Source organism: Actinomadura sp. BRA 177 (assembly GCF_013372625.1).
Taxonomy (GTDB): Bacteria; Actinomycetota; Actinomycetes; order Streptosporangiales; family Streptosporangiaceae; genus Spirillospora.
The window spans coordinates 18,474-45,364 of sequence record NZ_JABXFD010000243.1; the positions used below are offsets into that span (position 1 = coordinate 18,474).

Sequence of the window (26,891 nt, forward strand, 5' to 3'; positions counted from 1 at the left end):
TGTGTCGTGCTGACACACATGAGGAACCCTACCGCTGTCTCTTCCTGACGTCGGGAAGCAGCGGGGCTGTCTCGACAGGATCGTCGGGGCCGGCTACCACCCAATCCTCCCCGTCGAGGCGGAGGAACGGAGCATCTCCGTGGCGGAGTCGCCGACGGGTAAGTCGGATGCTGACGTACTCACCGTTGCCTGGGGCAGGCAGGCCGAGGGTGCGTGCAGCTTCGCGGTGGCTCTCATAGTCGCCGAAGATCACGATGCCTTTGGGTCTCAACTGTCCTCGGGCGCCCTCTTTGCCGCTACGGATCCGCCGCGTTGGGTCGTCTTTCGGCTTGTCGTTGCCGGTCGCGACGGTCCAGACCACGTTCCTGGTCAATCGTACGCCGGTAGCGCGGCTGAGTAGTTCGTTTACTCTCTGCTGGCCAGAGCTCTTTGTGAAGATCGCTTCGAGATCTCGTTGGGAAATACGCAGCAAAGCATTTTCGGGTAGTGCCGCTTTTTGGAATAGCCATCGAATTTTGTTGCGATGAGTTGCCTTTAGGGTAATTTTTCCGTCGCGATTATTTCCGGGATTAAGCCACTCTTTGCGGGCGCGCAGCAGACCGGCAGACCAGAGCCCATCCTGATCGCTGGCCCAGACGACCAGTAGGAGATGGTCAATGGCTTCGGGAGGAATCATCCATTTGTGTAGATCCTGGGAGTACTTGCAGTCGACATCGTGTCCGGCGATCGAGTAGTCCAGGTTAAGGCCTCCGGGGAATCCGAATTCCCGCTGAAGGTTGATCTCAACGAGGGTGCCGCAGTGTGTCTTTTCGGTTTTGTAGAGCTGGTGCCAAGCATAGCGGCCGGTGTGAGGGCCATCGAGCAGCATGTCGAGAGAACGTCGTAAGGCCGAAGCAATCCGAGAACCATCTGGATCGAGTCCGAGGAGATGAGCTCGGACGAGCTCCAGGTTACGGTCCGGCGGCACAGGCGAGGGAAACTGGGGAGCTTGGTCTTCTGGGATGAGCACGGCAGGAGGCTAACAGGATGGATGGCCCGGAGCACGCGGGTCTGCGGTTGTTGGACGGTACCGATGCCGCCCTAGATGTACTCGACCGTCACGTTGGTAACAGTCGGCTGATGGGCGGTTGGCCGCCGAGTGAGGTGTGCGGGCGCTGGGTGTTGTGGTACTCAAGCCGGGATTTCAGGTGGTTGGTTCGTTGGGGGTTGGTGGTGAATACCTGCTGTTAGGCCCATTCGGTGGTCAGGATGCGGTTGAAGCATTCGGCCCTGCCGTTCTCTCAGGGGCAGTGCGGGCGGATAAGTCTGTGGCGACGCCCGGTGCGGTGAGGGTGGAGGCGAAGCCGTGTCTGTTGCGGTAACACCAGGCCTTGTCGGTGAGGGTGCCTTTGATGCGGGTGATGCCGCAGGCGCCACCCGTTACTCGGAATAGCCTACGATCTCTAGATATTCTTTCCGTTTGGCGCGTCCAAGTGTTTTGTTCTTCTTAATCTGGTTTCCGACGATGCTCGGAACGAAACTCACGTCCACGTTCAGGCTGCCGAGAATGTAGAAGTCGAAGCCATTTTCCTTGGAGGTGCGGATGTCGATGCCCAGCTCGCGGAGCTCGCGGATACGACGCTCGGCGTGAACGGAGTCGGCGGTCACCATGCGGAGAAACGCGGCCTGCACGGGCTGCCCAAGCCGCTGCAAGAGCAGAGTAAACAGTTCCTCGTGGACGCGAGTGCCGTAAGGAACTCTGAGATAACGCTCAGGTAGCAGGTCTTTGTAGCGGTCAAGCAACTCCTTCTGGAGTTGAGACCTCAGGTCTTGAAACGTCTGATTCGAACCGACAAGGTCAATCCGGACGAACGCCTGCATAGCCTCAGCGAGAAGCCGCTTAGTATAAAGATAAGAGTCGATCAAATCTTGGGATGACCGGCTGGAGCTGAGCTGCGTGTATAGCGCCTGAACGGCGAGCTCGGTGTCAGGCCTCAGCCTGTTCCAGTCGTCCATCGGCGTCACGGCAACCCCCTCAGTCTCATCTACATTGCGTCATTTCAGGAGGATACCGGAGAACGTGAGCATCTTCACCGGCATCCTGGGCAGCATCTACATCACCGAGCCACTCCCGCAAAAAGTCAGCGGCCGGCTGGTCCGTAGATGTCGCATGCATGAAGGTGACTTTGCTCCCAAGTCGGACGCGGGGGCCGAGGGTGTCGTTAGCGGGCAGCTGATCCTGCAGGTCGAGCCCCGCGGCAAAGCGCCGGATATCAGATACGAAGTCCAGGACGAGGACACGTCCCTTGCCTGGTGCGAGGCGAAGCCCCCGTCCTAGCTGCTGGACAAAAATGCGGCGGCTGTGAGTAACCCTCTGGAAGACCACGATGTTGACGTCAGGAACATCCACACCTTCGTTGAGAATGTCGACGGCGCATAGAAGACCAGTCCGACCATCAGCAAAGTCCCAGAGGATACGGCTCCGTGTTGGGATGTCCATTGCTTTGCCGCTGCTGGTCTTAGAAGCAATCACCTCGGCCCTGGTAAAGCCAAGAGCGTTGATCCTGGCAGCCATCCGTTCAGCATGATCGATAGTGCCGCAAAAGATTATCCCTCGTGGCTTCGACTGTTCACGCCACGCCTCGGCGACACGTGTAACGACGGCATCGTCCCACTCCTCGATGAACAACGTTCGATTAATCCCTCTCGGAGAGAGAGCCGGCCTGTCCTTCGTGATGCCCTGTGCGAGTGCTTCCCAGTTGATGTTGTCGGTATACATGCGGTAGTCGACGTTGGACAGGTACCCCTCGCGCAAACCACGAATAAGGTCGATGTCAACTACTGGCGAGTCGAACCACCGACTCAGAGCTCTACCATCCGGACGCCAAGGAGTCGCGGTCATGCCCACAAGAAACGCCCCCCCGTCACCGGCCGATAGTTCTGAGAGCACAGTGTCATAGGCCGTGGTCCCCAAATGGTGGCATTCATCCACGAAGACCAGGCCGAACTCCGGAAGCTCACGACCGGACTTGACGGCGCCAGCGACGCTGTCGACGCATGCGAAGACGACATCCAACTCGGCCAGAGCATCATGTCCTGGGCGTTCGGATCCGTTCCAAACGCCGGTTGACGTTTCGGTCGTCAGCATCGGCCAGAAAGCTCGCTCAAGTTGGTATACCAATTCGTTGCGGTGAGCCAGAACTAGAGTCTTAGAAGTCGGCCTACGCGCGGCATAGCGCCGATAGAACTCGGCAGCGACAAAAGTCTTGCCGAGCCCGGTTGCAAGTACCACGAGGGCGCTGCGGCTACCGGCCAGATGTTCGTTCATAATTCGATCAACAGCCTGCGTCTGGTATCCGCGCAGCGAATATCGATCAGGTGAACGCTGGGACAGTGGTGCGCTAGGCACCAAAGCAGCTTGCTTGGCAAGACCACGTCGGTCCCATAGTTGCAGAGGTATGCCGCTAGCAGCAAGTTGGTTGCGCTGCAAATGCACTGATGCCTCGAAGCCATTCAAGCCAACGATAACAGGTATGGAAGCGTCATATCGACGGCAGGCGGCGAGCGTTTCAGCTACGACGCTGGGGCCGACGGCATGCCGCCAGCGTTTAACTTGAAACAGCCACCGTTGCCCGTTCAAGGACGCGATCACGTCGGCTCCGCCATCGCCAGAGGAACCGATCCGTTGAACTGCCTCGTAGCCTCGCGTGATGAGAAGACGCTCGATCGTTCGCTCGAAGCCCTGCCAACTGCTGTCGGCGATAAGGAGATCGTTGACAAAGCGTTGTGCGGCGTTCATGACAGTTTGCTGGTGAGGAACTCGACAGCAGCGCGGGCACGGACGACCAAGAGCTGTTCGGGGCGCTCGTAGCGTAGGTATGAGGCGCAGTCTTGAAGGCAGCTGAGGTACTTGAGGCCGAGTTCGTCCTGAAGCTTCGCGGCGATGACCGTCCCCAGCTCTGTTTCACTGGGCCAGGCGTCAACCCATACTCGGCCGCCAAACCAGGGGGCCGGGTGCTTACCGAAGAAGTTGGCGATGACACTGCGAGAGCAGTATTTTAGATAACCGCCGGTCTTGAGGCTGCCGAGCTCCGCTAGATCGACTCCTGCACTGACCATCTCTTGAGCCATAGTCATTTGATCCGCTTCCGGAAGCTCGTCATAGAAGTCACGGGCCTCGGGGACGTCCAAGATTCTTCCGGTGATGTCGTCGAACAGTTGACGGATCTCCTCACGCACGGTTTCTGGATTGTCAGTAACCGCGTCGCCCCAACCTTGCATTAGAAGGTCGGTGGTTAGCGCGGCTACAGTATGGCCTGGCTTCCCATGTAGCTCCGGGTGGAGTTGGTAGAGGTATTGGGCCGCTTCGGAGGCGATCAGGTACTCGGGACGCAGTCCACTGCTGGCGAACACTGCATGCGATAGATCCATAAACAGCGTGAGAAAGCTAGGCTTGATCTCAGTTACCAGTGGGACTGGGGGGCGCCCGTAGGCTGCGACGATGGGCTGGTAGACATTACGTACAGCAATGTCGATTGGCGTAGTTGTCTTTCCGCTACTCAGGGTTACCATAAGTGATGAAGCGCCGAGCCCAGGCAATTCGTCGGATCGCTCACGAAGGACCTCGGAGGAGGCGGGATGGGGGCTTCCCTCAGGGCTTCCGCAAGTCCCGCACCGCTCCTCCCCAGGCTTGTTGTCGGCTTGACAAAACGCACACTTCCAGGGGAAGTGGACCTCTGGGTTCTGTTCAGTTCCGCAGTGCGGACAGGTTTCTGCGGAGCGCAGGATTTTTCGGCTGCAGTCGGCGTTCAAGCAAGACCTGCCAAGGAGGACTTCTCCGCACCCTTGACAGGACTCGGTGGTCTTGATGTTCTGAAAAGCACATGACGGACATTCGGGAAGTTCTTCGATAGGAGGCTCGTTGGCCGTCTCTACCAGGTCCCACCACCGGGCGTCATCATAGTACCCGGGCTCACGATTCAAGAAACGCTCATAAAATTGCTTCTCAATCTCGCGCGAGATTCTAGCGCCTTTACCTTTCGTGTTATTATACACACCCATGTACATGTCGGCCCGTCCAAAATTGCGCACCTTCCGGTAGCCGGAGAATAGTCTGGCTACCGGAGTCACGTTCTGTTCTCCGTCGGGCCATTTACTGGGAAGCAGTGATTTTCCTCGGAGCAGCTCGACGGCGTCAATCCACTCCTGGCTGCTCATCTGAAAGTGCTGCTTCTGGAAGTCTACGGGAACGTGATCCAGATGTATTTCGCCAACGATACGCCCATACTGCCCGTCGACCGGGTACTCCCGCTCACTTATGCCGGTTGTGGGATCTTGGTAAACAAAAAAAGCCTCCTTTTCATTCGCCCGGATAGCGCGGCCATTGCGGATGAGATCGATCCCAAACCTGTCCTTGTCGTCGAATCGCTGGATGCCTACCCAGCCGTGCACGCGCTGGATGATCTCGCGGCTTTCGGAGCGATGGCATCGAGGGCAAACCTCCGCGCCGCGGAAGTCCACACCGTCGTGGAGGCAGCGGTAGGACCGCCCAACTTCCTTGTTAACCGGAATGAAGGCTGGGATGCGCCCGTAGGATGCTCGTTCGACGAAACGACTCTCGGCCCAGACGCAATGTTCAAAAGCACGGCATGGATCTCCGTTGAGAGTGATCCGTACGTCTTGGCCGGAGGCGCCACGCAAGATAGTCGCGTACCGCCGACCGATTCGCTCACGAAGTGTCTTTTTTGTAATCCGCGCAACCTCTCGGATGAAACCGTGGTTAGCGTCTCCTTTGGGCCACCACCCACGCACTTCAACGACGGTGCCGTGCTCGAGCCATGCTGGTTTAGTGATTTCTTCGGCCTTCACCTCAAAGGCGCGGCTGCGCACCAGTTCAGGCAAGTCGAGTGTCACTCGGATGGCGTGGTCATCCTCAGCTCGGGCCGAGATTACTTGAGTAGTCCGACCGAGCTTTCCGGTGGCAATGTTGAACCCCATACCAAAGAGGCCAAGGGTGTCGAAATGATTCTTCGAAGTATAACCGGCACGCATCGCGTTCGCGATTTGTTCACTCGTCAGACCTGGGCCGGTGTCACGAACTCGGATGGACCCCTCACCACGCTCGATCTGGCTAGGACCGGGCACTTCGATTACTACGTGGCGTACCGGAGACGGCGTTCCGGCGATCTCCGCCGCCCGAAATGAGTCGATAGCGTTGTCGATAAGCTCGCTTAGCGCGTCGAGTGGGGTGATGGGTGTGCGGGTGAGCGCGAACAAGACTTCGGGAGTTGGTGTAATGTCAAGCAGCTTATGAGCCATCTGAGGTCCTTTAAGTGAGGATGCGACACTGCGAAGATCGTTCTACTCGGTAGCTGAGCGGTCCAAGTTTTAGCTTTGAAAACTATTTACCCGCCCACTGAAGAATCTCCTTCGGCTCGGTTGGCCAGTTGCCGACGGGCAAGCCGGAGCACTGACGCACGATCCGCCCTCGGGGACATGTTGATGACCTGCACCATCCACGGGGCGATCCAGGTCGTGCTGGGCGTCGGAACCTCTCCATGACGCAGCACATTGGCCAGAATCCAGTTAGGGGCTGGAGGCAGCTTGTCTGCTGAGAGGGCGATCAAGTCCACCGACGGCTCGCCTGGGCCACGCTCGCGGAGGCCGCACTCCTCGGTGGCACCTATTAGCCACCACTGGAACATGCGATGGTTGCTGCTGGTGACGGCGTTCCTGATCACGGAGCTGGATAGGTGAGCGGCTCTATATGCAGCAAGGGCCGCCCCCTCAGGTGGTGGCAAGGCGGCCGCGTCCTCGGCTATGACAGGCCCTTTGAACTCGTCCTTCGCCTTGTCTCGAGCCTCCGTGGTACGGCTGATCTCCTCGACCGTGCTTGGTGTGATCTTTGCATCCAAGACATCGGCGACTCCTTGGAAGAATGATTTGCTGTCCACCACAAGCAAGTCCGCATGGGTTCGACTGCGAAATTCCTGTATTAGGGGAGGCCACGGCCTGGGCGAGCCCGAGTCTATCCCGCGCGGCTCGTACCAGTCGTCCTTTACGTCACCCGATACAATTAGCACTCGCTCCTGCGCCCCTGCCTGCCCCACATGGGTAATCACTTGCTCCCAGAGGAGATAATCGCCTGCGGCGAGGAGAGGGGTGTCCTTGGACATATCCCTGAAGCCTGGAGGGATCTTGTTTGGGTAGCGGTATCCGACAGCATGCTCTACGAGTTGCTGGATCTCCTCCTCGGTCGGCCGGGGGCCGACTCGATCACCGTACAGCGCTGCTACCTGTGGAAGTATCGGATCAGTGCCCGAAACGATGTCGTTGAGCATGACGTCCTGAGCATTCCTAAGCGCGTCTATCTGCTTTCCGAGCGCCTCCCGCCACGGCCTGATCAGCTCATCGAATCCAGGGGCATTGATAAACTTGTCTAGCTCAGCTTGGCCGACCTCGTCTGCCGCAAACCTGCCTAGAAGAGCATGCACGCTTCTGAGCGCCTGCTGAACGTTCCTCCACGCATCCCGGAAATGAGGGTCGAGCTGCGATTTTGCCTTGCGGAGCTGGTCAGTACGGTCCGCTACGACCCCCCATCGGCCTTTGACGAACTCCAGGCCAACCTGGTGTGGTAGCCAGAGACGGGGAGAGACAAGCTGCAGGGCGTCGAGGATCTGGCCTCGAGCCTGCGGCGTGTACCGGTAGAGGTCGAGGAGGACGTTCGTGTCGAGGACGATGAGCCCGCTGGTAAGGAAGGGCTCGAACTCAGCCGCGACCCCCGTACGGTCAGGCTCGATCCACGCCTGATACCGCTCTAGCAACAACGGATGCTGACTGCTGGCCCGCTCAGTCACGTACACCCCCATCCAGTCAGGGAAAGCCTCCCGCTCTGCCCGTGCGCGGTCAAGAAGGGCCAACGAAGTCATTGGCAGATGGACTGACTCAGCAGAGTGGTGCTGTGGATGCTGGTCCTTGCTGCGGTGTGGCTCCAGCGAACCTTTTTCAACGTGCGGGGAGCTCGCGGTTCTGGAGGACGTGGATACCCTTGGCCAGGTGACCTGCGCGGTGCGGGCAGCGGCGTAGCTTGGTCAGGATCTTCCAGTTCTTCAGTTGGGCGTTGGCGCGTTCGCCGGGGCCGCGGAGGTTGGCGTGGGAGCGGTCGGCGTCCTTGAGCGGCTTGGGCTTGTTCTTGCGCTTGTAGGGCGTCTTGATGTGCAGGCCGGCTGACGTGGCTCTTGTCGGCCAGGACCAGGAGCCCGGCGGTGGCCAGTTCGCGGACCAGGCCCCGGAAGCGGGCGGCTTTGAGGTCGTGGACGGAGCCGGGCAGCGGTCCCGACCCCCACCCGATGGTCCCGTCCCGTGTGGCGATGACCTGCAGGTTCACGCCGTTTCTCTTGTGTTTGCCGGTGTAGAAGGGCCGGTCGGCCGCAACGCGGTCGATCGGGGTGATCGCGCCGTCCAGGACCAGGTGGGTCAGGCCGTCCTTGCGGGCTTTGGCTCCCCGGCTGAGTCTGGGTGATCGGGCCGACATCAGCGTCACCGTCTCGTTGACGTAGCGCCAGGCGGTGTTGGTTCCGACCCCGAACCCTGTGCCGGGCTGCGCGAACGTCTCCCCGTTCTTTAAGTACGCCAGCGTCATCAGCGCCTGTATGCCCGGCGGCGGGGCCCGGCCCTTTCTGCCGAGTTCCTGAACTGTCTCTGGTTGTCGGAATCGGCTAATCGAACGGGATTCGGGTGCGGAGACACTGCAGGGCGGCTTCGCCGGTCGCGGCGAGGAACTCGGCCCGCACATGAGGGATGGATCCTGTGACGTCGATACTGGTCGTCACGTGTCCGGCCGGGGGATCGCTTTCGATTGGTTCGACGGTCCTGGGGGTCAGGAGCGGGTTAGGAGGTAGCGGGCGAGGATGACGTCGCCGATGGGGCGGACCTCTTCGAGCGCCATCCGGTTGCCGGGGTGGTGCGGGAACTCGCCCGTTCCGACGAAGCGCGGGGCGCCGGAGTCGCCGACGAAGAATGGGGCGATCACGAGCTGGAGCTCGTCGGCCAGTCCGGCGGTGAGGAACTGGGTGTGGACGGTGCCGCCGCCTTCGACCATCAAGCGCTGTACCCCTCGGCGGGCGAGGTCGGCGAGCACGGTGTTGAGGTCGACGGGGTCGCCGGCGTCCACGACGGTGGCGGCGTCGCCGAGGCGGTCGCGGCACTTGTCGACCGCGGCGCTGGAGCAGTACACGATCTTCTCGACGTCGCCGGTGGCAAAGAACTTGGCGTCGGGATCGAGGTCGCCGCGGGAGGTGAAGGTGACCTTGGTGGGGCTCTCGGGCAGGCCGCGGGCGACGCGGGCCTTGCGGCGTTCCTCGGTCCGGACGAGCAGGCGCGGGTTGTCTCGGCGGATGGTGTTGGCACCGACGAGGATGGCGTCACAACAGGCACGGACTTCGTCGACGCGGTCGAAGTCCTCGTCGTTGGACAGCAGGAGGCGCTCGTCGGTCGTGTCGTCAATGTAGCCGTCGACCGAGGCGGCGCAGGACAGCAGCACGTAGGGGCGTTCGGTCATGTGGTGCTCCGAGGGTAGTTGTTGATCAGTTGCTCGGCGATACGGACGAAGTCTTCACCGGGGTCGGCGCAGGCGTTGAGATCGGTGAACTGTTCATCGTCCAGCGGGTCGCGGAGACGGTGGTCGCGGGCCGCTTGGTGGTAGAAGCGGCGGGCGGTGCCTCCGCTGGCTGGTAGGGCGATGATCGGTTTGCCCATCGACAGGGCAAGGTCGATTTCCGCCTGGGTGCCCGCCCCGCCACCGAGGACGATGACGAACTCCGCGTCCTGGATGACGTTGCGATGCCCGAACAGCCCGATGGCCAGGGCGATATCAGGGGGACGGTACTGATCGGCGATGTAGGTCATGACCTCGATGCCCACGCCGACCGGGCCATGGCTGACCTTGTAGTTGCGGCTCATGACCAGGCGGGCCAGGCACCGTACGGCGGCGTCGATCACACTGGCGTCGGTGTCCGTGTGGTTGCCCGTGGGGGCCGGTTCGATGGACTCGATCGGGCCGGCCTTGGCCTCGATCTCGAGCCGTAGTTCGTGCGGCAAGTCCGTCCAAATGCTGCGCACGAGGCTCCTTCAGATCAGAACCGGATGGTCAGTGGCCTGTTGGGCGGCGGGGCCGCCCGAATTCAACGCCTGTGCGGGTCTGACCTCGGAGAGTAGTCGAGCAGTGTGGGTCGGCGGCGGACTATGAAGCCGATGACGATGGAAAGAAGTGGCTGGCCGGGGCGTTCAGCAGTCTCACGGGCGGGTTATGGAACGGTCCGTTTCGTCCTGCGAAGCTGGTCGGGAGAGCTTCTGGTCTAATGCGGACTGGCCGGTGTGGCGGTGTCCGGTGGCCTGGGCGGGGTCCTGATCGTGGCGGCCAGCGTGCGGGAGGGCCCGGATGGCAAGGCAGGACGGGATGCTCGTCGGGGCGAGCAGTGTGTCTCTGAAGGGGAAGGACTTCGGGGAGTTGGACGCGGTGGCCGGGCCGTTCACGGTGCGGCGGTCGTATGACAGGGAGATTCCCGAGAGTTGGGCCGCGTCGGTTGCGGGGATCGACGTCGGGAAGCGTTTGTCGGTGTGGTCGTGCAAGCCTGACCTGGCGCGTCTGGCCAGTAAGAAGCTGGACGAGAGACTGCGGGAGTTCGTGCAGTCCATTCCTGACTCACACGCCGCGGTGGTGACCTGCTGGCATGAGCCGGACGGGAAGATCCGCAAGGGGCAGTTCACGCTTGAGGAGTACCTTCCCGCGTTTCGGCGCTTCTGCGAGGTCGTCAAATCGGTGGGAAAGCCACGGGTGTACACGGCGCAGATCGTGGAGGCCTGGTCGGGGCAGCACCCGAAGAAGGGCACCAGGTACCAGGACCTGTGGCCTGGTGACGGTTACGTTGACGTCTATGCCGTGGACGGCTACTCCAACACGGGCAGCGGTCGTGACCTGTGGGGACCGGCGGTGAAATTCGCCGCGTTGAAGGACGTCCCCTGGGGGGTCGCCGAACTCGGTTGCGCCCACAAGATCGATACCTCGTGGATGAAGGCGCAGACTTCCTATGCTGCGCGGACGAGCGCGGGCGGTGATCGGGAGCGGTGTGCTTTCCTGTGCTGGTTCTCCAACCCGACCGGGGGCGTGGTCCCGACGCCGGGGACGGACCCGGCGGCGCGGGCCGCCGCGAAGAAGATCTCGGAGAAGTACTACACCGATCCTGACGCCTTTGTGCTCTGACGATTTGCAGCGGGCTAGTGCGGCCAGGTGCGAAGGGCCTCGTCGGCTATGTGGGTCAGGGTCTTGCGGGTGGCGCCGTCGCGGGCCTGCAGGGACATGCCCTGCATGATTGCGGCGAAGTATTGGGCCAGGGTCTTCGGGTTGGCGGAGGCGGGGAGTTCGCCGTCGGCCTGGGCGGTTTGTAGACGGGACTCGAATCTCTTCAAGTCGGCGTCGCGTACGTCGCGCAGGAAGGTCGCTATCCCCGCGTCCTGCGGTGTGACGTTGGTGGCGGTGGTGATCGCCAGGCAGCCGGGCGGGTAGGACGGGTCGGTGTAGATCACGGCGGCCTCGTGCAGGATGCGGGTGAAGGCCGCGTGTGCTGTTGATTCCTCGGCTAGGGCCCTGGTGATTAAGCTGCCCTCGGGCGAGCGTCCGTACGCTTCTGCTGCCTCTCTGAGCAGCGCCTTCTTGTCGCTGAAGGCCGCGTAGAGGCTGGTCGGCCTGATGCCCATCGCCTCGGTCAGATCCCCGATGGACGTCCCTTCGTAGCCGCGCTCCCAGAACAGTTGGACGGCTGTGTTCAGCGCCGCGTCTCGGTCGAAGGATGGACACGCTGTCTGGCAAGGTCGTGCTGATCACGGGCGGCAGTCGGGGGATCGGACGGGCGATCGCCGAGCGGCTCGGCCGGGACGGGGCCATCGTCGTGGTGGCCTTCGCGCGGGAGCGGGCGGCGGCCGAGGAGGTCGTCGAGCGAATCAAGAAAGGACGGCGGTCGCGCCTTGGCGATCCAGGCGGAACTGGGGCGGCATGGGGATGCTCGGGATGTGTGAGACGACTTCGATGCTGTGACCGAGCGGTCGGGCGTCAACAACGCGGCGTTGGGGCGTAGTTCGAACTTGGGGGTCGCTGACCGAGGACGGGTTCGACCGGCTCTTCGCGGTGAACGTGCGGGCGCCGTTCTTCATCGTCCAGCAAGGTCTTGGGCGGCTGAGGGACGGTGGGCGCGTCATCAACATTTCGAGCGGCGCGGCCTTCCTCGCCCTGCCCGAGATCATGGCCTACGGGGCGGCCAAGGGTGCACTCGACACCTTCACGCTCAACCTCGCGAAGCAGTTGGGGCCGCGGGGGATCACCGTGAATTCGATCGCACCCGGGATCGTGGACACCGATACCAGCGCCGGATGGCTGAGGGGAAACCCGGAGGCGCGGGCTTTCGCGGCATCGGCGTCCGCGCTCGGCAAGGTCGAGCAGCCCGAGGACATCGCGGGCGTCGTGTCGTTCCTTGCGTCTGGCGACGTCGGCTGGGGCACCGGGCGGGGCGTCGAGCTGACTGGCGGTGCCAGGTTGTGAGGCTGGCGCTCGTATGAGCGTTCGTCCCCAAGGCGGCCGGTCGGGGACGGACGTCGGTCGGAAAAATAGAACCTGTTCTTGTCTAATCGCGTTCCAGCGGCCAGTCTTGGGCGCATGGACCTGGTTGCTCTGGAAGAGATCCGGCGGCTCAAGCACCGCTACCTGCGCTGCGTCGACCTGAAGCTGTGGGACGAGTTCGCCGAGGTGTTCACGGAGGACGCCGTCGCCGAGTACGACACCCCGGTGCTCAAGAAGACCCTCAGGTTGGAGGGGCGGGACGCGATCGTCCAGTACATGCGGGAGAACCTGGACGGCGGGAAGATCAGCGCGCATACGGCTGGGGCGCCGGAGATCGACATCGACGGGGACCGGGCGACGGGGATCTGGTCGCTGGACGACACGATCATCATTCCGGCCCACAACCTGCTGATTCGCGGCGCTGCCTTCTACCACGACGTCTACCGGCGCGGCGAGGACGGGCGCTGGCTGGTCGAGAAGACCGGGCACCGGCGGACGTACGAGTACATGGTTTCGCTGGACGATGCCCCGAGCCTGAAGTTCACGACCTCCCATTGATCGGGACCGAACGTTGACCCGTCCATAGAACGGGTTCTAGGTTCTGGTCTTCCAGTGTCGCGTTCTCAACGGCGTTCGCGCCCTGCGTCCCCAGGAGAGCCCGGTGGCCACCGACTCAGCCGAAGGCAAGACCGACAACTTCGACGCCGCGACGCGCTCGTTCGCCGATGCGATCGTTGAGGCGGAGCGCATCATCCGTAGCGCGCCGCATGTCAAGACCGACCAGGACCTGGCCGAGGGGCTCGACTACCTCGCCGGCAGCATCAAAGCCTCGCTGCACATGGTCGGCGCCTACCAGCAGGACTATCCGTTCTTCGCGTCCTCCACTGGTCCGTATACGAAGTTGGGGCTCGACAACCCCGACACGTTGTACTTCCACGCCTACATTCGGGACGACGCCGAATACGTGGTGACCGGACGGCGGGGGACGACGGCCGATCTGAGCTTCCAGGTCATGAACGGCGACTACTCGCCGACGCAGTCGCCCGACAGCTTGACCGCGTTCGATGACCGCGAACTCGATATCGCCGAGGATGGCTCGTTCCAGCTTCGGTTCGGGCCGCCCAAGGACGACGCCGGACCTTGGTACGTCACGCTTCCCTCCGGGGCCGCGATGCTCATCGTCCGGGAAGTGTTCAGCGACTGGGAGAGTGAGCGGCCGGGAGAGATTCGCATCCACCGGGCCGACACGCTTGGTACGTCGCCGCTCTCCGTTCCGTCCGAGAGGATGGCCCGGCGGTACCAGATCGCGGGAAAGATGCTGGTCTCCAGGATCCGTACCTTCCTGGCCTTCCCTGAATGGCACTACCTGCAACTGCCGGTCAACACGCTGACCGAGCCGCGGCCTACGCCGGGCGGCCTGGCCACGCAGTTCTCGTCCGTCGGACACTACGACTTGGACGATGACGAGGTCATGGTCATCACTGCGCCGGCCACCGAACGAGACGTGGCGCCTTATCAAGGCTTCCAGCTCGGCAGCATGTGGTACATCTCGCTCGACTACATCAACCATCAGACGAGCCTCACCGCCGACCAAGCCCGCGTCGACGAGGACGGGATGATCCGGTACATCGTCAGCGAACGCGATCCTGGGCTCGCCAACTGGATCGAGCGGACGGGGCATCGGCGCGGCTATCTGCAGTTCCGCTGGCAGCGCATCAGCCGTGACCTCACACCCGAGGACGGGCCTAACGTCGAGGTCGTGAAGTTCGACGATCTCCCACGCGTCCTCCCGTTCTATGGGAAGCAGCGGGTCAGTCCACAGGAATGGGCAGAGAAGATTGCGGCCCGACAGGTCGCCGTCGCGAAGAGGATGCTCGGCTGATGGCGGGTCTTCTGGAAGACAAGGTCGTCGTCGTTTCCGGTGTCGGGCCCGGGCTGGGACGCGGGCTCGCTATCCAATGCGCCAAGGCCGGTGCCGATGTGGTGCTCGCCGCGCGTAACGAGGAACGCCTCGCCGAGGTCACCAAGGAAGTCGAGGACATCGGGCGTCGTGCCGTCGCCGTCCCGACCGACATCAACGACTCGGCGGCATGCGAGCGGCTCGCGGAGACGGCCCAAGAAGCGTTCGGACGCGTGGACGGCCTGATCAACAACGCCTTCGCGACGCCGCCGCTACGCGATCTGACCAAGGTCGATCTCGATGGGGTGCGGGCCGGCTTCGAGACGAACGTCCTCGCAGCACTGCACTTGACCAGGTTGTTCGTCCCGGCACTCGAACAACACGGCGGGTCCGTCGTAATGATCAACTCGGCCGTCCTCAGGCACTCTCGCCGAACGTTCGGGGCCTACAAGATGGCCAAGGCCGCCCTCCTCGCTATGGCACAGAATCTGGCCACTGAGCTGGGCCCGCGCGGCATTCGGGTCAACACCATCGCCCCCGGATACATCTGGGCCGACAACCTTCAGTGGTACTTCAACCACCTCGCCAAAAAGCGCGGCGTCACGATGCAGGACGTCTACGACGAGAATGCCGCCACCACCGACCTGCGGAAACTGCCCGAACCCGATGAGGTCGCGGACGCCGTGGTGTTCATGCTGTCGCCGCTGGCCCGCGCGGTCACCGGGCAATGCCTGGACGTCAATTCCGGCGAGTGGCACCACTAGGAAAGGGCGTACCGATGAGCGCAGGCCGCGACAGCGTTGGGACGGTCGACGACCTCCATGCGTCCGCCAGCAAGGTCACCGGCATGGACGACTTCGGCGATCACGACTACTTGGACGGGTTGAAAGTCCTGCTGGAGTCCCTCACGAAGGACGCCAACCTCACCTCCCTCGGAAACAAGGCTCAGCGGTCAATGTTGCGGGGTGCGCTGGCCGCCCGGCAGTTCTCTGAGGCAGCGTGGAAGCGCCACCCTGAACACGCGGACGTGCCCATCGACCGGCCGATATTTGTCACCGGCCTGCCGCGCACCGGGACGACTGCGCTGCACAGGCTCCTCACCGCCGACCCCACCCACCAGGGCCTCGACCTCTGGCTTGCCGAAGTGCCGCAGCCGCGTCCTCCCCGCCAGACCTGGGCGGACAACCCAGTCTTCCAAGCCATCGACGCCGGCTATCGACGCCACCACATCGAGAACCCTGAGTTCATGGGCGTCCACTACATCTCGGCAGACTCCGTCGAAGAGTGCTGGCAACTCCTCCGCCAAAGCATGCTCTCGATCTCCTTCGAATGCCTGGCGCACCTGCCGACCTACTCGTCCTGGCTCGCCGAGCAGGACTGGACGCCTGCCTACCGCAGGCACCGCGGCAACCTTCAGCTCATTGGCCTGAACGACGTCAGTAAGCGCTGGGTGCTGAAGAACCCCAGCCACCTCTTCGCATTGGACGCGCTGCTCGACGTCTACCCCGACGCGCTCATCATCCAGACCCATCGGACACCGCGCACCGCCATGGCCTCCATGTGCAGTCTTGCGGCGCACGCCACCTCCGGTTGGTCGGACGTCTTCACCGGCGCCACCATCGGTCGCGACCAGCTCGACCTATGGAGCCGGGGTCTCGACCAATTCCGTGAAGAGCGGGCACGCCACAATCCCGACCAGTTCGTGGACGTCCACTACGACGACTTCGTCCACGACCCCATCGGCACCGTCGAGACCGTCTACGCCCGCTTCGGCCTCCCGTTCACCGACGAAGCCCGAACCGCGATGACGCAGCTCCACAATGAGAGCCGTACCGGCGCCGCCAAGCCGGCTCACCGCTACTCGCTCGAAGATTTCGGCCTCACCCCCGACCAGGTGGACGAGCGTTTCGCCGACTACACCGCCACCCTCCGCACCTGACACCGCGCGACCTCACCGACCAAGAGAGCAATTCAGTCAGCTCGACCCTCGGTGAAAAGGTAGGCGAGGACCGAGTAGGCAAGGACGGGAGAGCATTCCGGCGACAGGCACAACGCCCAGGTCCGGCGCCGAAGTCTGGCGAAACGCCCGACCTCCCTGCCGTCCGGATGGACGATGGAATGCACGTCGACGGTGTGCCCTCGCGCCGAGGTCATCTCACCCAGCAGCGTCCCGTCCGGCCGTTCGATCCTGGGACGGCCGCCCTGGAGTGCCAAATGGGGGATCACGGTCTCGGGCCGTCGATCCGCGTCGAGCATCAGAACTTCGTCACCCCGCCGCTCGATGAGAAACCCAACCTGACCATCGGTTCGCCGCACAGATGCGAACCGCCGCCGATCAGCCCCGACCGGCACAGGTACATCAGGATCACCGAACCGGACGCGAAGATGCGGCTGGCGGTACGGGAGACACCGCGCGACCCCAAGCGGACGCGTATCACCGTCCGGTCCGGCGGGCACTGCTACGAGAACTTTGTCTGCGGGGACGACGTGCGGGTCATACTCGACGTCTCCGAGATGTGCGACATCGGCTACGACGACGACATGGACGCCTACTGCGTGGGGGCCGGCGCCGCCAACTGGCACGTCTACAGCCACCTCTATCCGATGAGCGGAAGGGCCCTGCCGGGCGGCTCCTGCTATTCCGTGGGTCTGGGCGGCCACATCACGGGCGGCGGATACGGCCTGATGTCCCGGCAGTTCGGCCTGACCGTCGACTATCTCTACGCGGTCGAAGTGGCCGTCGTGAACCGAGACCGAACCGTTGAACTCGTCGTGGCACGCCGCGACGACTCCGACCCCGAGCGCCGGCAACTCTGGTGGGCGCACACCGGAGGAGGCGGCGGAAACTTCGGGCTCATCACCAAGTTCTGGTTCAAGGACGTTCCGGAACCGCCCAGCCGGGTGCGCCTGGCGGGCGTCGCCTGGAACTGGGAGGATTTCACCAAGGACGACTTCACCCACCTGCTCACTTCCTTCGGCAACTACTTCCGCGACCACCAGGACCCGTCCACGGCGGCCGGGAAACTGTTCGCCCTGCTCCATCTCAACCACCACAGCAACGGTCAGATCGGGCTCACGGCGCAGGTGGACATCGACGACCCCGCGGGCATCGCGGCCATGGACGACTTCCTCAACCAGGTCAAAAGCGGAATTCGTTCGGAGTGGACGGACATGCTGACCTCGATGGGGGAGCGTCCGCCCCTCACCCAGATGAAGATCCCGCGGGACATGCCATGGCTGACGGCGACCCAGGTCATGGACGGCAGCGGCGAAGACCAGTGCGGAAAGTACAAGTCCGCCTACATGCGCAAGCCCTTCAGCCCCACGCAGATCAACGAAATGTGGTCCTACCTCAGCAAGGACGGCCCTTACGGCGACTACACCAACCCGCAGTCCCTCATCCAGATCGACTCCTACGGCGGCGCCATCAACAACCCTCCGTACGACACGGCGGTGCCGCAGCGCGACTCCATCATGAAGATGCAGTACCAGGTCTACTGGACGAAGAACGACCCCAAGGAATCCACCTATCTGGAGTGGATCCGCACCATCTACCAGGCGACGTTCTCCGCCACCGGCGGCGTCCCCACGGTGGGCCTCCCCAATGACGAGGACGCGCTGACCGACGGCTGCTACATCAACTACCCGGACGTCGACCTGGACGACCCGATGTGGAACACATCAGGCCAACACTCCTTCGCCCTCTACTACAAGGACGCCTACTTCGGCCTCCAGGATGTGAAGCGGCGCTGGGACCCGCTGAACATCTTCCGCAACAGCCAGTCCATCCAGGCGTAGCAGAGGAAGACCGCCCGCTGGGGACCCGCCAGACCGCCCGCCGCCGGGCGGCCGCGTCCCCGGCGGGTGCCCGCCTTACTGCGGCTTTGCCACCGAGATGCCAAGGCTGCCAGATGGACGGAACCCCAGGCCCTAGGCCATGGGTAGGGCGGTCGGCGGCCGGGGTAGGGCACTCTCCACACCTGCCCGAACCGTCCACGGGGATGAACTCGATGACGAAACCGCCGCCGCGCGTGAAGAGGAACCGTGCGAGCCTGACGTACAAACTGCGCTACGCCACCCAGAACCCGGACAAGATCAAGGCATACCTCTCGCGAGTCACCCGCGACGTGAAACTCCGTGTCGCCAACCGGAGCCACGTGGCCTACTACCGGGCCGTGATGAAGTCGGACGCGGCCAGGAGCCCCGAGGCCGCCGTCGGCAGCCCCACCCGCGAACGCTGGCTGAAGCTCGGCCAGATGCAGTTCGACTACCTGCTCAAGCACGGGCTCAAGCCCGGCGACCGGGTCTTGGAGATCGGCTGCGGCAATCTGCGCGCCGGCTGGCGGTTCATCGACTATCTGGACGCCGGCAACTACTACGGCATCGACATCTCACCCGACATCCTGCTCGCCGCGCAGCGCACCCTCGTCCACCAGGATCTGCAGGAGAAGCTTCCGCACCTGTCCCTCGTCGACGATCTGGAGCTGGAGTTCCTGCCGTCCCGGCACTTCACCGTCGTTCATGCGCACAGCGTGTTCAGCCATTCGCCCATCGACGTCATCGACGAATGCTTCGCCCACGTGGGCCGCGTCCTCGCGCCCGACGGTTTCTTCGACTTCACCTTTGACCGCACGGAGGGGGCCGAGCACCATGTCCTCCGCGAGGACTTCTACTACCGCACCGAAACGCTGACCAAGCTCGCCGCGCGCCACGGCTTCGCGGCCCGATTCATGGACGACTGGGAAGAACTCCCGCACGGGCAATCCAAGATCCGCATCACCCACGCGGAGCCCTGAGGCGTCAGGCCGGGGTGAAGAGCGGGATCGCGAACAAGCCGGACAGGCGGGCCACCGCCCCAGGCACCACCCTGTAGTACACCCACGTCCCGCGGCGCTCGCCCTCGATCAGGCCCGCCTGGCGCAGCACCTTCAGATGGTGGGAGATGGTCGGCGCGGTCAGCTCGAAGGCGTCGGTCAGGTCGCAGACGCACGCCTCACCGCCGTCCACCGAGGCGATCATGTTCAGCAGCCGGAGCCGCGCCGGATCGGCCAGCGCCTTGAACACCTTCGCCAGCTCGGCCGCCTCCGCCTCGCCGAGCAGCGGACCGCTCAGTGGAGCGCAGCATGCCTGACCAGTGACGTCATCGAAGCGTAGGAACTTGGACATACATCTAATTTGACATCCATCTAACTTCAGGAGCAACCTGGCCTTGCTTCGATGGCCATCGAAGCAGCAGACTGGGCCAGGGAGGAACAGTGACCGAGACCAGAGACCCGCAGGCCACCGAGTCGAGTTGTTGCGGCGTGAGCGCGTGCTGCACGGCCGGCGAGCGGCCCGTGGACCCGGAGACGACCGTCCGGCAGGCCAAGACCGAGGCCGGCTGCGGCTGCGTCGCCGACGATGCCGACCCGCTCCCCGTCGTGGTCATCGGAGCGGGGCCGGTCGGGCTGGCCGCCGCCGCGCACCTCGCCGAGCGCGAGCAGGACTTCCTCGTCCTGGAGGCCGGCGGCACCGTCGGCGCGGCGATCTCCGAATGGGGACATGTCCGGCTGTTCTCCCCCTGGCGGTACGACACCGACGCCGCCGCCCGCCGCCTGCTCGAACCCACCGGCTGGACGGCACCGCCCGCCGACGTCCTACCTACGGGCGCCGAACTTCTTCGCGACTACTTGGTCCCGCTCGCGGGGACGCCGCAGCTGGCCGGACGCATCCGCACGTCCACCCGCGTGCTCGCCGTGACCCGCGACGGCGTCGACACGACCCGCACCGTCGGCCGCGACGAGCATCCGCTGCTCCTCCGCGTCCGGGAGCCGGACGGGACGATCACCGACCTCCGCGCCCGCGCCGTGATCGACGCCTCCGGGACGTGGGGGAACACCAACCCGCTCGGCCACTCCGGGCTCCCGGCACCGGGCGAGGAAGAGGCCGCCGCCCACCTGGCCGGGCCGCTGCCGGACGTTCTCGGACGCGACCGCGACCGTTTCGCGGGCAAGCACACCCTGGTCGTCGGCATGGGCCACTCCGCCGCCAACACCCTGCTCGCCCTAGCCGAACTCTCCAAGGACGCCCCAAGGACCCGCGTCACCTGGGCCGTCCGGTCAAGCTCCGTCGCCCGGCTCTACGGCGGCGGCGACGCCGACGGCCTGCCCGCACGCGGCGCACTCGGCTCACGGCTGAAGCTGGCCGTCGAGTCGGGCGCCATCGACCTGGTGCGCAGCTTCAGCATCAACCGCTTCACCACCTCCGGCACCGGCGTGCAGGTGCACGGCATCACGCCGGACGGGGACACAACGCTCGCCGCCGACACGGTGGTGGCGGCCACTGGGTTCCGGCCCGACCTGGGGATGCTCCGCGAAGTGAGAGTCGAGCTCGACCCCGCCACCGAGGCGCCGGTGAAGCTCGCCCCGCTGATCGACCCCAACTTCCACTCCTGCGGGACCGTCCCGCCGCACGGCGAACGCGACCTCGCCCACCCCGAGACCGGGTTCTACCTCGCCGGCGCCAAGAGCTACGGCCGCGCCCCCACCTTCCTGATGGCGACCGGCTACGAGCAGGTCCGCTCGATCGTCGCCGCGCTGGCCGGGGACCGCGAGGCCGCCGACACCGTCCAGCTCGACCTGCCCGAGACCGGCGTCTGCTCCACGGACCTGCTGAACGAGGACGAGGCAGGCTGCTGCGGCACCGCGACGGCCCCGGAGCCGGTCTCGATCGGATTCGGCGCACCGGCCGGTGTCGGGTTCGCCACCGGTCACCAGCACGGCCACTCCAGCACCTGATCGGGTGACCCGAGACATGCCCGCCCCCGTCCCCGCGGCACATCCCGCCGCAGGGACGGGAGCGGCGCGCACGTCACCAACTCCCCTGATCGCGCTCTCCGTCACCGAGATCACCAGCTGGGGCGTGCTCTACTACGCGTTCGCAGTCCTGGCGCCCACCATCGCCGCCGACACCGGCTGGTCGATCGCGACCGCCACCGCCGCGTTCTCGGCGGCCCTCGTCGTGGCGGCGATCGGCGGCATCCCGGCCGGACGGCTGCTCGACCGCCACGGCCCCCGTGTCCTCATGACCACCGGATCGATCACCGCAGCCATCGCCGTCGCCCTGATCGCCGTGGCGCCCAACCTCGCCTGCTTCGCCGCCGCCTGGCTGCTCGCGGGCATCGCGATGACCGCCGTCCTCTACCAGCCCGCTTTCGCCGCGCTCACCCGCTACTACGCGCCCCGCCACGTCCCGGCGCTGACCACTCTCACCCTCGTCGCCGGACTGGCCAGCACCGTTTTCGCGCCACTCACCGACGCGCTGGCGCATCATCTGACCTGGCGCGGCGTCTATCTCGTGCTCGCCGTGATCCTGGCCGCCGTCACCATCCCGCTGCATGCCGTCGCGCTGCGCCACCCCTGGCCGCCCGCCCATGACCGGCCACGCGGCGGGGACGATCCGCACCGCGTGAACGACATCGTCCGGAGTCGCCCGTTCGTCCTGCTGGCCTTGGCGTTCACGCTGTCGGCCTTCGCGATGTACGCGGTCATGACCAACCTCATCCCGCTGCTGACCTCGCGCGGCGCCGACTCCACCACTGCCGCCTGGGCGCTCGGCCTCGGCGGCGTCGGCCAGGTCGCCGGACGCCTCGGCTACGGCACCCTCGCCCGACGCACCACCGTCCGCGCCCGGACGGTCTGGATCCTGTCCCTGGTCGCGGCCACCACCGCCGGCCTGGCCGTCCTGCCCGGGCCTGTCGCGCTGCTCACCGTCATCGCCGTCCTCGCCGGTGCCCCGCGCGGGATCACCACCCTCCTGCAGGCCACCGCCGTCACCGACCGCTGGGGCACCGCCGCCTACGGCTCCCTCTCCGGCATCCTCGCCGCGCCCATCACAATGGCCACGGCCCTGGCCCCCTGGGCAGGCGCAGCCTTGGCCACCACGCTCGGCGGCTACCCGAGCCTCTTCCTCCTCCTCACCGCCTGCGCCATTGTCGCCGCGGCCGTCGCCCCCGCAACAACCCCACACCGCTAGTGGCGGATGGCTAGGACGGTGTTGTTCGGGAGCGTACGCACCGTGAAGTGGGCAGGCGTGAACTGGGCTGGACGGAAGTGGACGTCGTTCCACGTCCACGCGGTCGAGTCGGCGTGCAGGATGAATACGTCTATCGCGCCGTAGCGGGTGTTGGCGGCGGCCGCCGCGAAGGCGTCCGGGGTGGGGATGGCGGCCAACGCAGCCAATGCCGCGTGGCGGTCGTCCCAGTGGGTTGTGCTGGACGCGGCGGTGCGGTCGACGGCTATGTATCCGGGCCACGGCAGGTACGCGAACAGCCGTTCGTCGTAGGAGAGGGTCCGGGGAGCGGCGTCACGGCCTAGGACGTCCTCCACGACCGTTCTGATTGGTTTCACGGGGAACCAAGTGGTGACCGGCTCGTCCGGGGCGTAGCGAGGAAGCGCGCCGTTCGGACGAGGTTCTGTGTGGGCCAGGGTGGCGTAGCGGCGGGTGCCGCCGACACCGCCGGGGTCGGTGGTCGGGGGCGTCCAGGCGTGCCAGTAGGTGAACCCGCACCAGCCGATCAGCACGGCCACGGTCGTGGCGGTGAGGCCGCGCGGGATGGTGTCGCGGGTGGCGAACCGGCGGATCAGGCCCGGCGCCGCGTGGACGATCGTGAGGACGCCCGCGATCGCCAGCAGCACCGTGATCATCCGGTCGGTGTGGTAGTAGAGGCCGGTATGTCCGGTGACGAGGTACCGGGCGGTGGCGACCGCGCGGTACAGGTAGGCGCCGGCGACCAGGCAGAGCAGCGGCGTGGCCCACCATGCGGCGCGGCGGTACCAGACGAGGCCCAGCAGCCCGATCGTCTGCAGGAGGCCCAGCGGGGTGGCGGCCAGGAATGGGAACAGCCTGCTGGTGATGGCGGGTGCGGGGAAGAGGTCGGAGACCATCTGGCCGCCGTCGGTCAGCAGCGTCCAGCCGTAGGGGACCAGGTACCAGCTTGCGGTGATGGCGGCCACCACGACCACCTTCACCAGGTACAGCACGTAGCGGCGGCGGTTGGCGGACGTCCGCCACGTCAGCGCGGCCAGGACGACGATGCCCGCCGCGCCCCACAGCACGAACCCCAGATAGGTGGCGACGACGAGGCCGCCCAGGACCCCGGCCGGCAGCCAGTGCAACCGGCCCCTAGGCGGACGGCCGAACGTCCCCAGAACCCATGGGATGAACACGGCCAGCGCGACGACCTCGTGTGCCTTGCGCGGGTCGGCGACCGCGACCAGCGCGGCGGGCGCCGGGACCAGGCGGGTCCACAGCATGAACGTCAGCAGGACGGCGCCGGAGATGGTGAGGATCTGCGCGTCGCCGAGCACCCGCCAGGCGTCCACGTCCAGGAGGGCGGAGGCGCGGCCGACCACCCACGGGAACAGCGGCGGGTATTCGGTGGGGACTCCGGCGACGATGCCGTCCGACGGGAACGCGGTGGCGCTGTAGCGGGTGGCCATCGCGCTCATCCGGCCCTCGTCCCCGAGCAGGCCCGCGAACCCGAAGGGGGTGCCGTGCAGGCTGTTGCGCAGGGCGAGCGCCACCCAGGCTGCCAGGAGGCCGGCGGCCACCCCGGCCGGCGCGTCGGTGTGCCATCGGCGGGGGAAGGCCGCCGCGAGCGCGAGTCCGGCGGCGAGGAGCAGGCCGCCGGCGCCGACCGGGAGTACCGCGCCTTGGGGGCTGAAGGGGCTGCGGTCGGCGAGGGTGGGGAGCAGCATCGCCACCGGGGTCGCCGGCAGCCAGGTCAGCAGGGCGAGGACGGCGGGGTGCCGCACTGACCGCCTGACCGTTTTCGGGGCGTCCGTCCGCACATCGGATTGCGTCATGCCGGACGCCCCGTCAGCCGGATCGGAGGATGCGGTCGACGACCCGGCTCGCGGCCTTGCCGTCGTCCAGTTCGCAGAAGCGGCGGGTGAACTGCTCGTAGGGGGCGGCGTAGGCGCGTCCGACGTCGTCGATCGAGCGGAGCGCCTCGATCACCTCGTCGGACGTGCCGAGCAGCGGGCCGGGTGCCTCGTGCTCGAAGTCGAAGTAGAAGCCGCGCAACTCGTCCCGGTAGTGCTCCAGGTCGTAGGTGAAGAACAGCATGGGACGGCCGGTGGACGCATAGTCGAACATCAGGGACGAGTAGTCGGTCATGAGGACGTCCGAGACCAGGAACAGTTCGGCTATGTCGGGATACGCCGAGACGTCCCGGACGAAGCCGCCCGCGACCTCCGGGACGGTGTCGACCACGTTCGGGTGCCGCCGGATCAGCAGCACATGGTCGTCGCCGAGTTCGGCCGCCGCCCGCTCCAGGTCCAGGCGCATGTCGAGGCGGTACTGCCGGGACCGTAGTAGCTGTCGTCCCGCCAGGTCGGCGCGTACAGGACGGCGCGCTTGCCGGGCGGGAGGCCGAGCCGCTCGCGCACCCGTTCGGTCAGTATGTGGCGGTCGGGGGAGGCGAGTACGTCATTACGGGGATATCCGGTTTCGATGAGTTCGCCCTCATAGCGGAACGCGCGGCGCAGGATCGGCGTGCTGAAGGCGTTCGGGGAGACCAGGTAACTCCAGCTCGGCGTCTCCTTGGCGACCTTCTCCAGGTAGCGGGCGTTGGCGAACTGCACGTCCTCGATGTCGAACCCGATGCGCTTGAGCGGCGTGCCGTGCCACGTCTGGACGACGATCTGGCCGGGACGGCGGCCGAACCATTCGGGCAAATGCGCATTCGTGATGATGTAGCGGCTGCGGGCCATGGCCTCGTACCACTCGGCTCCCCACAGCCGGACGGGACGCGCCGTCTCCGGCAACTCCACCTGCGCGTCGCGGACGACCCACAGGTGCTCGACGTCGGCGTCCCGCCGGACGAGTTCCTCGTGGATGGCGTGCGGGCTGTCCGAGTACTGCTTGCCGGAGTAGCTGTCGTACAGCACCGCCGGACGGAGGGGGCGCAGGCGGCGGGGCGTGCGGTAGTGGCGGGCGCGGGTTCGTGCCTGGCGGTATGCGCCGCGTTCGTTCGGCCTTAGGTCGGAATGGGCCTCCACGAGCGGTATGTCGTAGCCCTGTTCCCGGAAGACGTAGCGGCGGCCGTTCAGGGTGGTTTCGACCGGTAGGCGGTCTAGGGCCGCGTGATCCAAGGGGACGGCGAGGCTCGGCCCGGCCGGTTCGGTCGCGCTCGCCGGTCGCCGGACGCGGATGTCCCATTTGCCGGACGGCAGCGGCAGGACGCCGCCCAGGGAGACCAGGCGGCTCAGCGGGAGTTCGGCGCGGAAACGGCCGTCCGCGCGGGACATCGGGAACGCGCGCTCCTCGTTGCGGTCGCGGCTGCGGAGCACCAGCTCGGCCGGGTCCGCCGGGGCGCTGGACGGGTAGTCGCCGGTCAGGACGAGCGTCCCGTCCTGCTCCCAGGTCGCATGGGTGAGCAGCGGGCGAGGGGTGCGGGCCTTGAGGCCCGCGTAGCCGTGGCGGGAGCGGTAGACGACGAATTCCTTGTCGGCGTGGGTGTAGAGGCCCTCGGGGACGTCGTCGTCCAAGACGATCCGGACCAGCTCGTCGGCGGCTGAATCGTCGACCGTGGAATCGTCCGCTGCCGTGGGGGCGTCGGCCGGCGTGGGATCGTCGGCCGCGCCCGGGGCCTCGGCGGCGGCGAAATCATCCGGCATACCGGGAGTGTCCGCGCGGCGGTTCGCCGCTGCGGACGCCGTCGTCGGGACGTCCAGCGTTGCGGGCTCCTCGTCCGCCTCGGCGTCGTCGTCCGTCTCCGCGCCAGTGTCAGCTTCCACCGTTGCGCGGACGTCCGCCGATTCAGGCTCGTCCACCACAGTGGAGGTGTCCGCCACTGCGGCAGCGGTCGCCGGCGCGGCGGCGCCTCCCTCTCCGGGGTCGCTCGGCAGGCTCAGGTCGAGTCGCCAGCCGGTCTCGTCGTCGGGGCGGGCACCGAGGAGGCGATCTGCGGCCTCACCCTGGACGGGCATGTCGTCGATCAGTTCGCGAAGCGGAATCCGCACGCGAAAGCCGCCGCCGTCCTGCGTCACCGGGTAGCGGTTCAGTGGCGTCCCGGCGCGCCTGCGCACGACGACCGCGGCGCCGTCCGGCACACCGCCGAGGATCGTTCCACGGATCTCCATGCCGTCATCGGCGACTCGGTGGCCGGTGACGCGCGCCCGCACCGTCTCCACCCGAAGCCGCAGCGTGCCGCCGCGCGTGATCAGCGGGACCACGCGCACGTCATCGGCGACGTAGTGCCAGGCGGCGTGCGCGCCGCTGCCGGACGCCGGCAGGGCCCCGGCGTGTTCCCGAAATGCCGGTTTCTGGTTATGGGATGCCGTGCAGGGTGAGGGCTGTTTCGGGGTAGGTGTGGGCGCGGCGTCCGGCGGCGGTGTTGGCCCAGCCGCGTAGGCGGAG

23 protein-coding genes and 2 pseudogenes are annotated in these 26,891 nt (G+C 65.5%); 11 read left to right on the forward strand and 14 right to left on the reverse strand.

Annotation, left to right across the window (positions count from 1 at the left end; translation table 11 throughout):
* Window positions 1-28: 28 nt before the first annotated feature.
* From HUX53_RS09695 to HUX53_RS09735, 9 genes and pseudogenes are all read right to left on the reverse strand, one after another.
* On the reverse strand, window positions 29-1,009 hold the full coding sequence (locus HUX53_RS09695; RefSeq protein ID WP_217919279.1) for a NaeI family type II restriction endonuclease: 981 nt from the start codon (window positions 1,007-1,009) through the stop codon (window positions 29-31).
* Between the two features lie 88 nt (window positions 1,010-1,097).
* Window positions 1,098-1,208 (reverse strand): annotated as a pseudogene (locus HUX53_RS42975) (IS481 family transposase); the annotation flags it as partial.
* 211 nt (window positions 1,209-1,419) lie between these two features.
* On the reverse strand, window positions 1,420-2,004 hold the full coding sequence (locus HUX53_RS09705) for a hypothetical protein (RefSeq protein ID WP_176402818.1): 585 nt from the start codon (window positions 2,002-2,004) through the stop codon (window positions 1,420-1,422).
* A 16-nt stretch (window positions 2,005-2,020) separates the two neighbouring features.
* Window positions 2,021-3,778: a DEAD/DEAH box helicase family protein gene (locus HUX53_RS09710; RefSeq protein WP_176402819.1), complete on the reverse strand. Its 1,758-nt coding sequence runs from the start codon at window positions 3,776-3,778 to the stop codon at window positions 2,021-2,023.
* A complete protein-coding gene (locus HUX53_RS09715; protein WP_176402820.1) occupies window positions 3,775-6,297 on the reverse strand; it encodes an ATP-binding protein in 2,523 nt (840 codons plus the stop codon). Before HUX53_RS09715 ends, HUX53_RS09710 begins: the two co-directional genes overlap by 4 nt.
* An 86-nt stretch (window positions 6,298-6,383) precedes the next feature.
* Window positions 6,384-7,847: a PIN-like domain-containing protein gene (locus HUX53_RS09720; RefSeq protein WP_176402821.1), complete on the reverse strand. Its 1,464-nt coding sequence runs from the start codon at window positions 7,845-7,847 to the stop codon at window positions 6,384-6,386.
* A 136-nt stretch (window positions 7,848-7,983) separates the two neighbouring features.
* Window positions 7,984-8,638 (reverse strand): annotated as a pseudogene (locus HUX53_RS09725) (transposase family protein); the annotation flags it as partial.
* Window positions 8,639-8,857: 219 nt separating this feature from the next.
* Window positions 8,858-9,538, reverse strand: a complete 681-nt coding sequence (locus HUX53_RS09730) for a dihydrofolate reductase family protein (RefSeq protein WP_176402823.1) — start codon at window positions 9,536-9,538, stop codon at window positions 8,858-8,860.
* A complete protein-coding gene (locus tag HUX53_RS09735; RefSeq protein WP_217919280.1) occupies window positions 9,535-10,098 on the reverse strand; it encodes a hypothetical protein in 564 nt (187 codons plus the stop codon). Before HUX53_RS09735 ends, HUX53_RS09730 begins: the two co-directional genes overlap by 4 nt.
* Window positions 10,099-10,417: 319 nt before the next feature.
* Here HUX53_RS09735 and HUX53_RS09740 point away from each other — a divergent pair, with 319 nt between their 5' ends.
* Complete coding sequence (locus tag HUX53_RS09740; protein ID WP_176402824.1) at window positions 10,418-11,239, forward strand: hypothetical protein; 822 nt, start codon at window positions 10,418-10,420, stop codon at window positions 11,237-11,239.
* 14 nt (window positions 11,240-11,253) lie between these two features.
* On the opposite strand, the gene HUX53_RS09745 is transcribed toward HUX53_RS09740, so the two are convergent.
* Window positions 11,254-11,805 carry a TetR/AcrR family transcriptional regulator gene (locus HUX53_RS09745; protein ID WP_176402844.1) on the reverse strand — a complete coding sequence of 184 codons (552 nt, stop codon included), beginning with the start codon at window positions 11,803-11,805 and terminating at the stop codon, window positions 11,254-11,256.
* Between the two features lie 20 nt (window positions 11,806-11,825).
* Between HUX53_RS09745 and HUX53_RS09750 the strand changes: the two genes are divergently transcribed.
* From HUX53_RS09750 to HUX53_RS09785, 8 genes are all read left to right on the forward strand, one after another.
* The gene (locus HUX53_RS09750) at window positions 11,826-12,110 is read left to right on the forward strand and encodes an SDR family NAD(P)-dependent oxidoreductase (RefSeq protein ID WP_303623162.1); all 285 of its coding nucleotides are present in this window, start codon (window positions 11,826-11,828) and stop codon (window positions 12,108-12,110) included.
* A 50-nt stretch (window positions 12,111-12,160) separates the two neighbouring features.
* Window positions 12,161-12,571, forward strand: coding sequence for an SDR family oxidoreductase (locus tag HUX53_RS09755; RefSeq protein WP_217919281.1), 411 nt, complete (start codon window positions 12,161-12,163; stop codon window positions 12,569-12,571).
* A gap of 114 nt (window positions 12,572-12,685) precedes the next feature.
* Entirely contained in the window at window positions 12,686-13,147 is a 462-nt protein-coding gene (locus HUX53_RS09760) for a nuclear transport factor 2 family protein (protein ID WP_176402825.1), read from the forward strand.
* A gap of 103 nt (window positions 13,148-13,250) precedes the next feature.
* Window positions 13,251-14,471, forward strand: coding sequence for a hypothetical protein (locus HUX53_RS09765; RefSeq protein WP_176402826.1), 1,221 nt, complete (start codon window positions 13,251-13,253; stop codon window positions 14,469-14,471).
* Window positions 14,471-15,253, forward strand: a complete 783-nt coding sequence (locus HUX53_RS09770) for an SDR family oxidoreductase (protein ID WP_176402827.1) — start codon at window positions 14,471-14,473, stop codon at window positions 15,251-15,253. Before HUX53_RS09765 ends, HUX53_RS09770 begins: the two co-directional genes overlap by 1 nt.
* A gap of 14 nt (window positions 15,254-15,267) precedes the next feature.
* Window positions 15,268-16,428, forward strand: coding sequence for a sulfotransferase (locus tag HUX53_RS09775; protein WP_176402828.1), 1,161 nt, complete (start codon window positions 15,268-15,270; stop codon window positions 16,426-16,428).
* A 275-nt stretch (window positions 16,429-16,703) separates the two neighbouring features.
* Window positions 16,704-18,287 (forward strand): BBE domain-containing protein, encoded by a 1,584-nt coding sequence (locus tag HUX53_RS09780; protein ID WP_255205086.1) that lies wholly within the window; start codon window positions 16,704-16,706, stop codon window positions 18,285-18,287.
* Between the two features lie 212 nt (window positions 18,288-18,499).
* Window positions 18,500-19,285: a class I SAM-dependent methyltransferase gene (locus tag HUX53_RS09785; RefSeq protein ID WP_176402829.1), complete on the forward strand. Its 786-nt coding sequence runs from the start codon at window positions 18,500-18,502 to the stop codon at window positions 19,283-19,285.
* 4 nt (window positions 19,286-19,289) lie between these two features.
* On the opposite strand, the gene HUX53_RS09790 is transcribed toward HUX53_RS09785, so the two are convergent.
* Window positions 19,290-19,655, reverse strand: a complete 366-nt coding sequence (locus HUX53_RS09790) for a helix-turn-helix transcriptional regulator (RefSeq protein ID WP_176402830.1) — start codon at window positions 19,653-19,655, stop codon at window positions 19,290-19,292.
* An 89-nt stretch (window positions 19,656-19,744) separates the two neighbouring features.
* Here HUX53_RS09790 and HUX53_RS09795 point away from each other — a divergent pair, with 89 nt between their 5' ends.
* Both HUX53_RS09795 and HUX53_RS09800 read left to right on the forward strand, forming a co-directional pair.
* Window positions 19,745-21,265, forward strand: coding sequence for an FAD-dependent oxidoreductase (locus HUX53_RS09795; protein ID WP_309237139.1), 1,521 nt, complete (start codon window positions 19,745-19,747; stop codon window positions 21,263-21,265).
* 16 nt (window positions 21,266-21,281) lie between these two features.
* Window positions 21,282-22,502: an MFS transporter gene (locus HUX53_RS09800; RefSeq protein WP_176402831.1), complete on the forward strand. Its 1,221-nt coding sequence runs from the start codon at window positions 21,282-21,284 to the stop codon at window positions 22,500-22,502.
* On the opposite strand, the gene HUX53_RS09805 is transcribed toward HUX53_RS09800, so the two are convergent.
* The 3 genes from HUX53_RS09805 to HUX53_RS09815 are packed head-to-tail and all read right to left on the reverse strand — an operon-like array spanning window position 22,499 to window position 26,707.
* Window positions 22,499-24,334 carry an arabinofuranosyltransferase gene (locus tag HUX53_RS09805; protein WP_176402832.1) on the reverse strand — a complete coding sequence of 612 codons (1,836 nt, stop codon included), beginning with the start codon at window positions 24,332-24,334 and terminating at the stop codon, window positions 22,499-22,501. The two genes, HUX53_RS09800 and HUX53_RS09805, sit on opposite strands and share 4 nt — an antisense overlap.
* Window positions 24,335-24,347: 13 nt before the next feature.
* Window positions 24,348-24,818, reverse strand: coding sequence for a CDP-glycerol glycerophosphotransferase family protein (locus HUX53_RS09810; RefSeq protein ID WP_176402833.1), 471 nt, complete (start codon window positions 24,816-24,818; stop codon window positions 24,348-24,350).
* Window positions 24,761-26,707 (reverse strand): CDP-glycerol glycerophosphotransferase family protein, encoded by a 1,947-nt coding sequence (locus HUX53_RS09815; protein WP_176402834.1) that lies wholly within the window; start codon window positions 26,705-26,707, stop codon window positions 24,761-24,763. Before HUX53_RS09815 ends, HUX53_RS09810 begins: the two co-directional genes overlap by 58 nt.
* Window positions 26,708-26,891 lie beyond the last annotated feature (184 nt).

What these genes read in the sequence shown, in the direction of transcription:
- HUX53_RS09810 (WP_176402833.1), bottom strand. Translation starts at nt 24,818, where the DNA reads ATGCGCCTGGACCTGGAGCGGGCGGCGGCCGAACTCGGCGACGACCAT.
- HUX53_RS09720 (WP_176402821.1), bottom strand. Translation starts at nt 7,847, where the DNA reads ATGGGGGTGTACGTGACTGAGCGGGCCAGCAGTCAGCATCCGTTGTTG.
- HUX53_RS09805 (WP_176402832.1), bottom strand. Translation starts at nt 24,334, where the DNA reads ATGACGCAATCCGATGTGCGGACGGACGCCCCGAAAACGGTCAGGCGG.
- HUX53_RS09770 (WP_176402827.1), top strand. Translation starts at nt 14,471, where the DNA reads ATGGCGGGTCTTCTGGAAGACAAGGTCGTCGTCGTTTCCGGTGTCGGG.
- HUX53_RS09800 (WP_176402831.1), top strand. Translation starts at nt 21,282, where the DNA reads ATGCCCGCCCCCGTCCCCGCGGCACATCCCGCCGCAGGGACGGGAGCG.
- HUX53_RS09750 (WP_303623162.1), top strand. Translation starts at nt 11,826, where the DNA reads ATGGACACGCTGTCTGGCAAGGTCGTGCTGATCACGGGCGGCAGTCGG.
- HUX53_RS09790 (WP_176402830.1), bottom strand. Translation starts at nt 19,655, where the DNA reads ATGTCCAAGTTCCTACGCTTCGATGACGTCACTGGTCAGGCATGCTGC.
- HUX53_RS09740 (WP_176402824.1), top strand. Translation starts at nt 10,418, where the DNA reads ATGGCAAGGCAGGACGGGATGCTCGTCGGGGCGAGCAGTGTGTCTCTG.
- HUX53_RS09775 (WP_176402828.1), top strand. Translation starts at nt 15,268, where the DNA reads ATGAGCGCAGGCCGCGACAGCGTTGGGACGGTCGACGACCTCCATGCG.
- HUX53_RS09785 (WP_176402829.1), top strand. Translation starts at nt 18,500, where the DNA reads ATGACGAAACCGCCGCCGCGCGTGAAGAGGAACCGTGCGAGCCTGACG.
- HUX53_RS09780 (WP_255205086.1), top strand. Translation starts at nt 16,704, where the DNA reads ATGGGGGATCACGGTCTCGGGCCGTCGATCCGCGTCGAGCATCAGAAC.
- HUX53_RS09730 (WP_176402823.1), bottom strand. Translation starts at nt 9,538, where the DNA reads ATGACCGAACGCCCCTACGTGCTGCTGTCCTGCGCCGCCTCGGTCGAC.
- HUX53_RS09715 (WP_176402820.1), bottom strand. Translation starts at nt 6,297, where the DNA reads ATGGCTCATAAGCTGCTTGACATTACACCAACTCCCGAAGTCTTGTTC.
- HUX53_RS09710 (WP_176402819.1), bottom strand. Translation starts at nt 3,778, where the DNA reads ATGAACGCCGCACAACGCTTTGTCAACGATCTCCTTATCGCCGACAGC.
- HUX53_RS09760 (WP_176402825.1), top strand. Translation starts at nt 12,686, where the DNA reads ATGGACCTGGTTGCTCTGGAAGAGATCCGGCGGCTCAAGCACCGCTAC.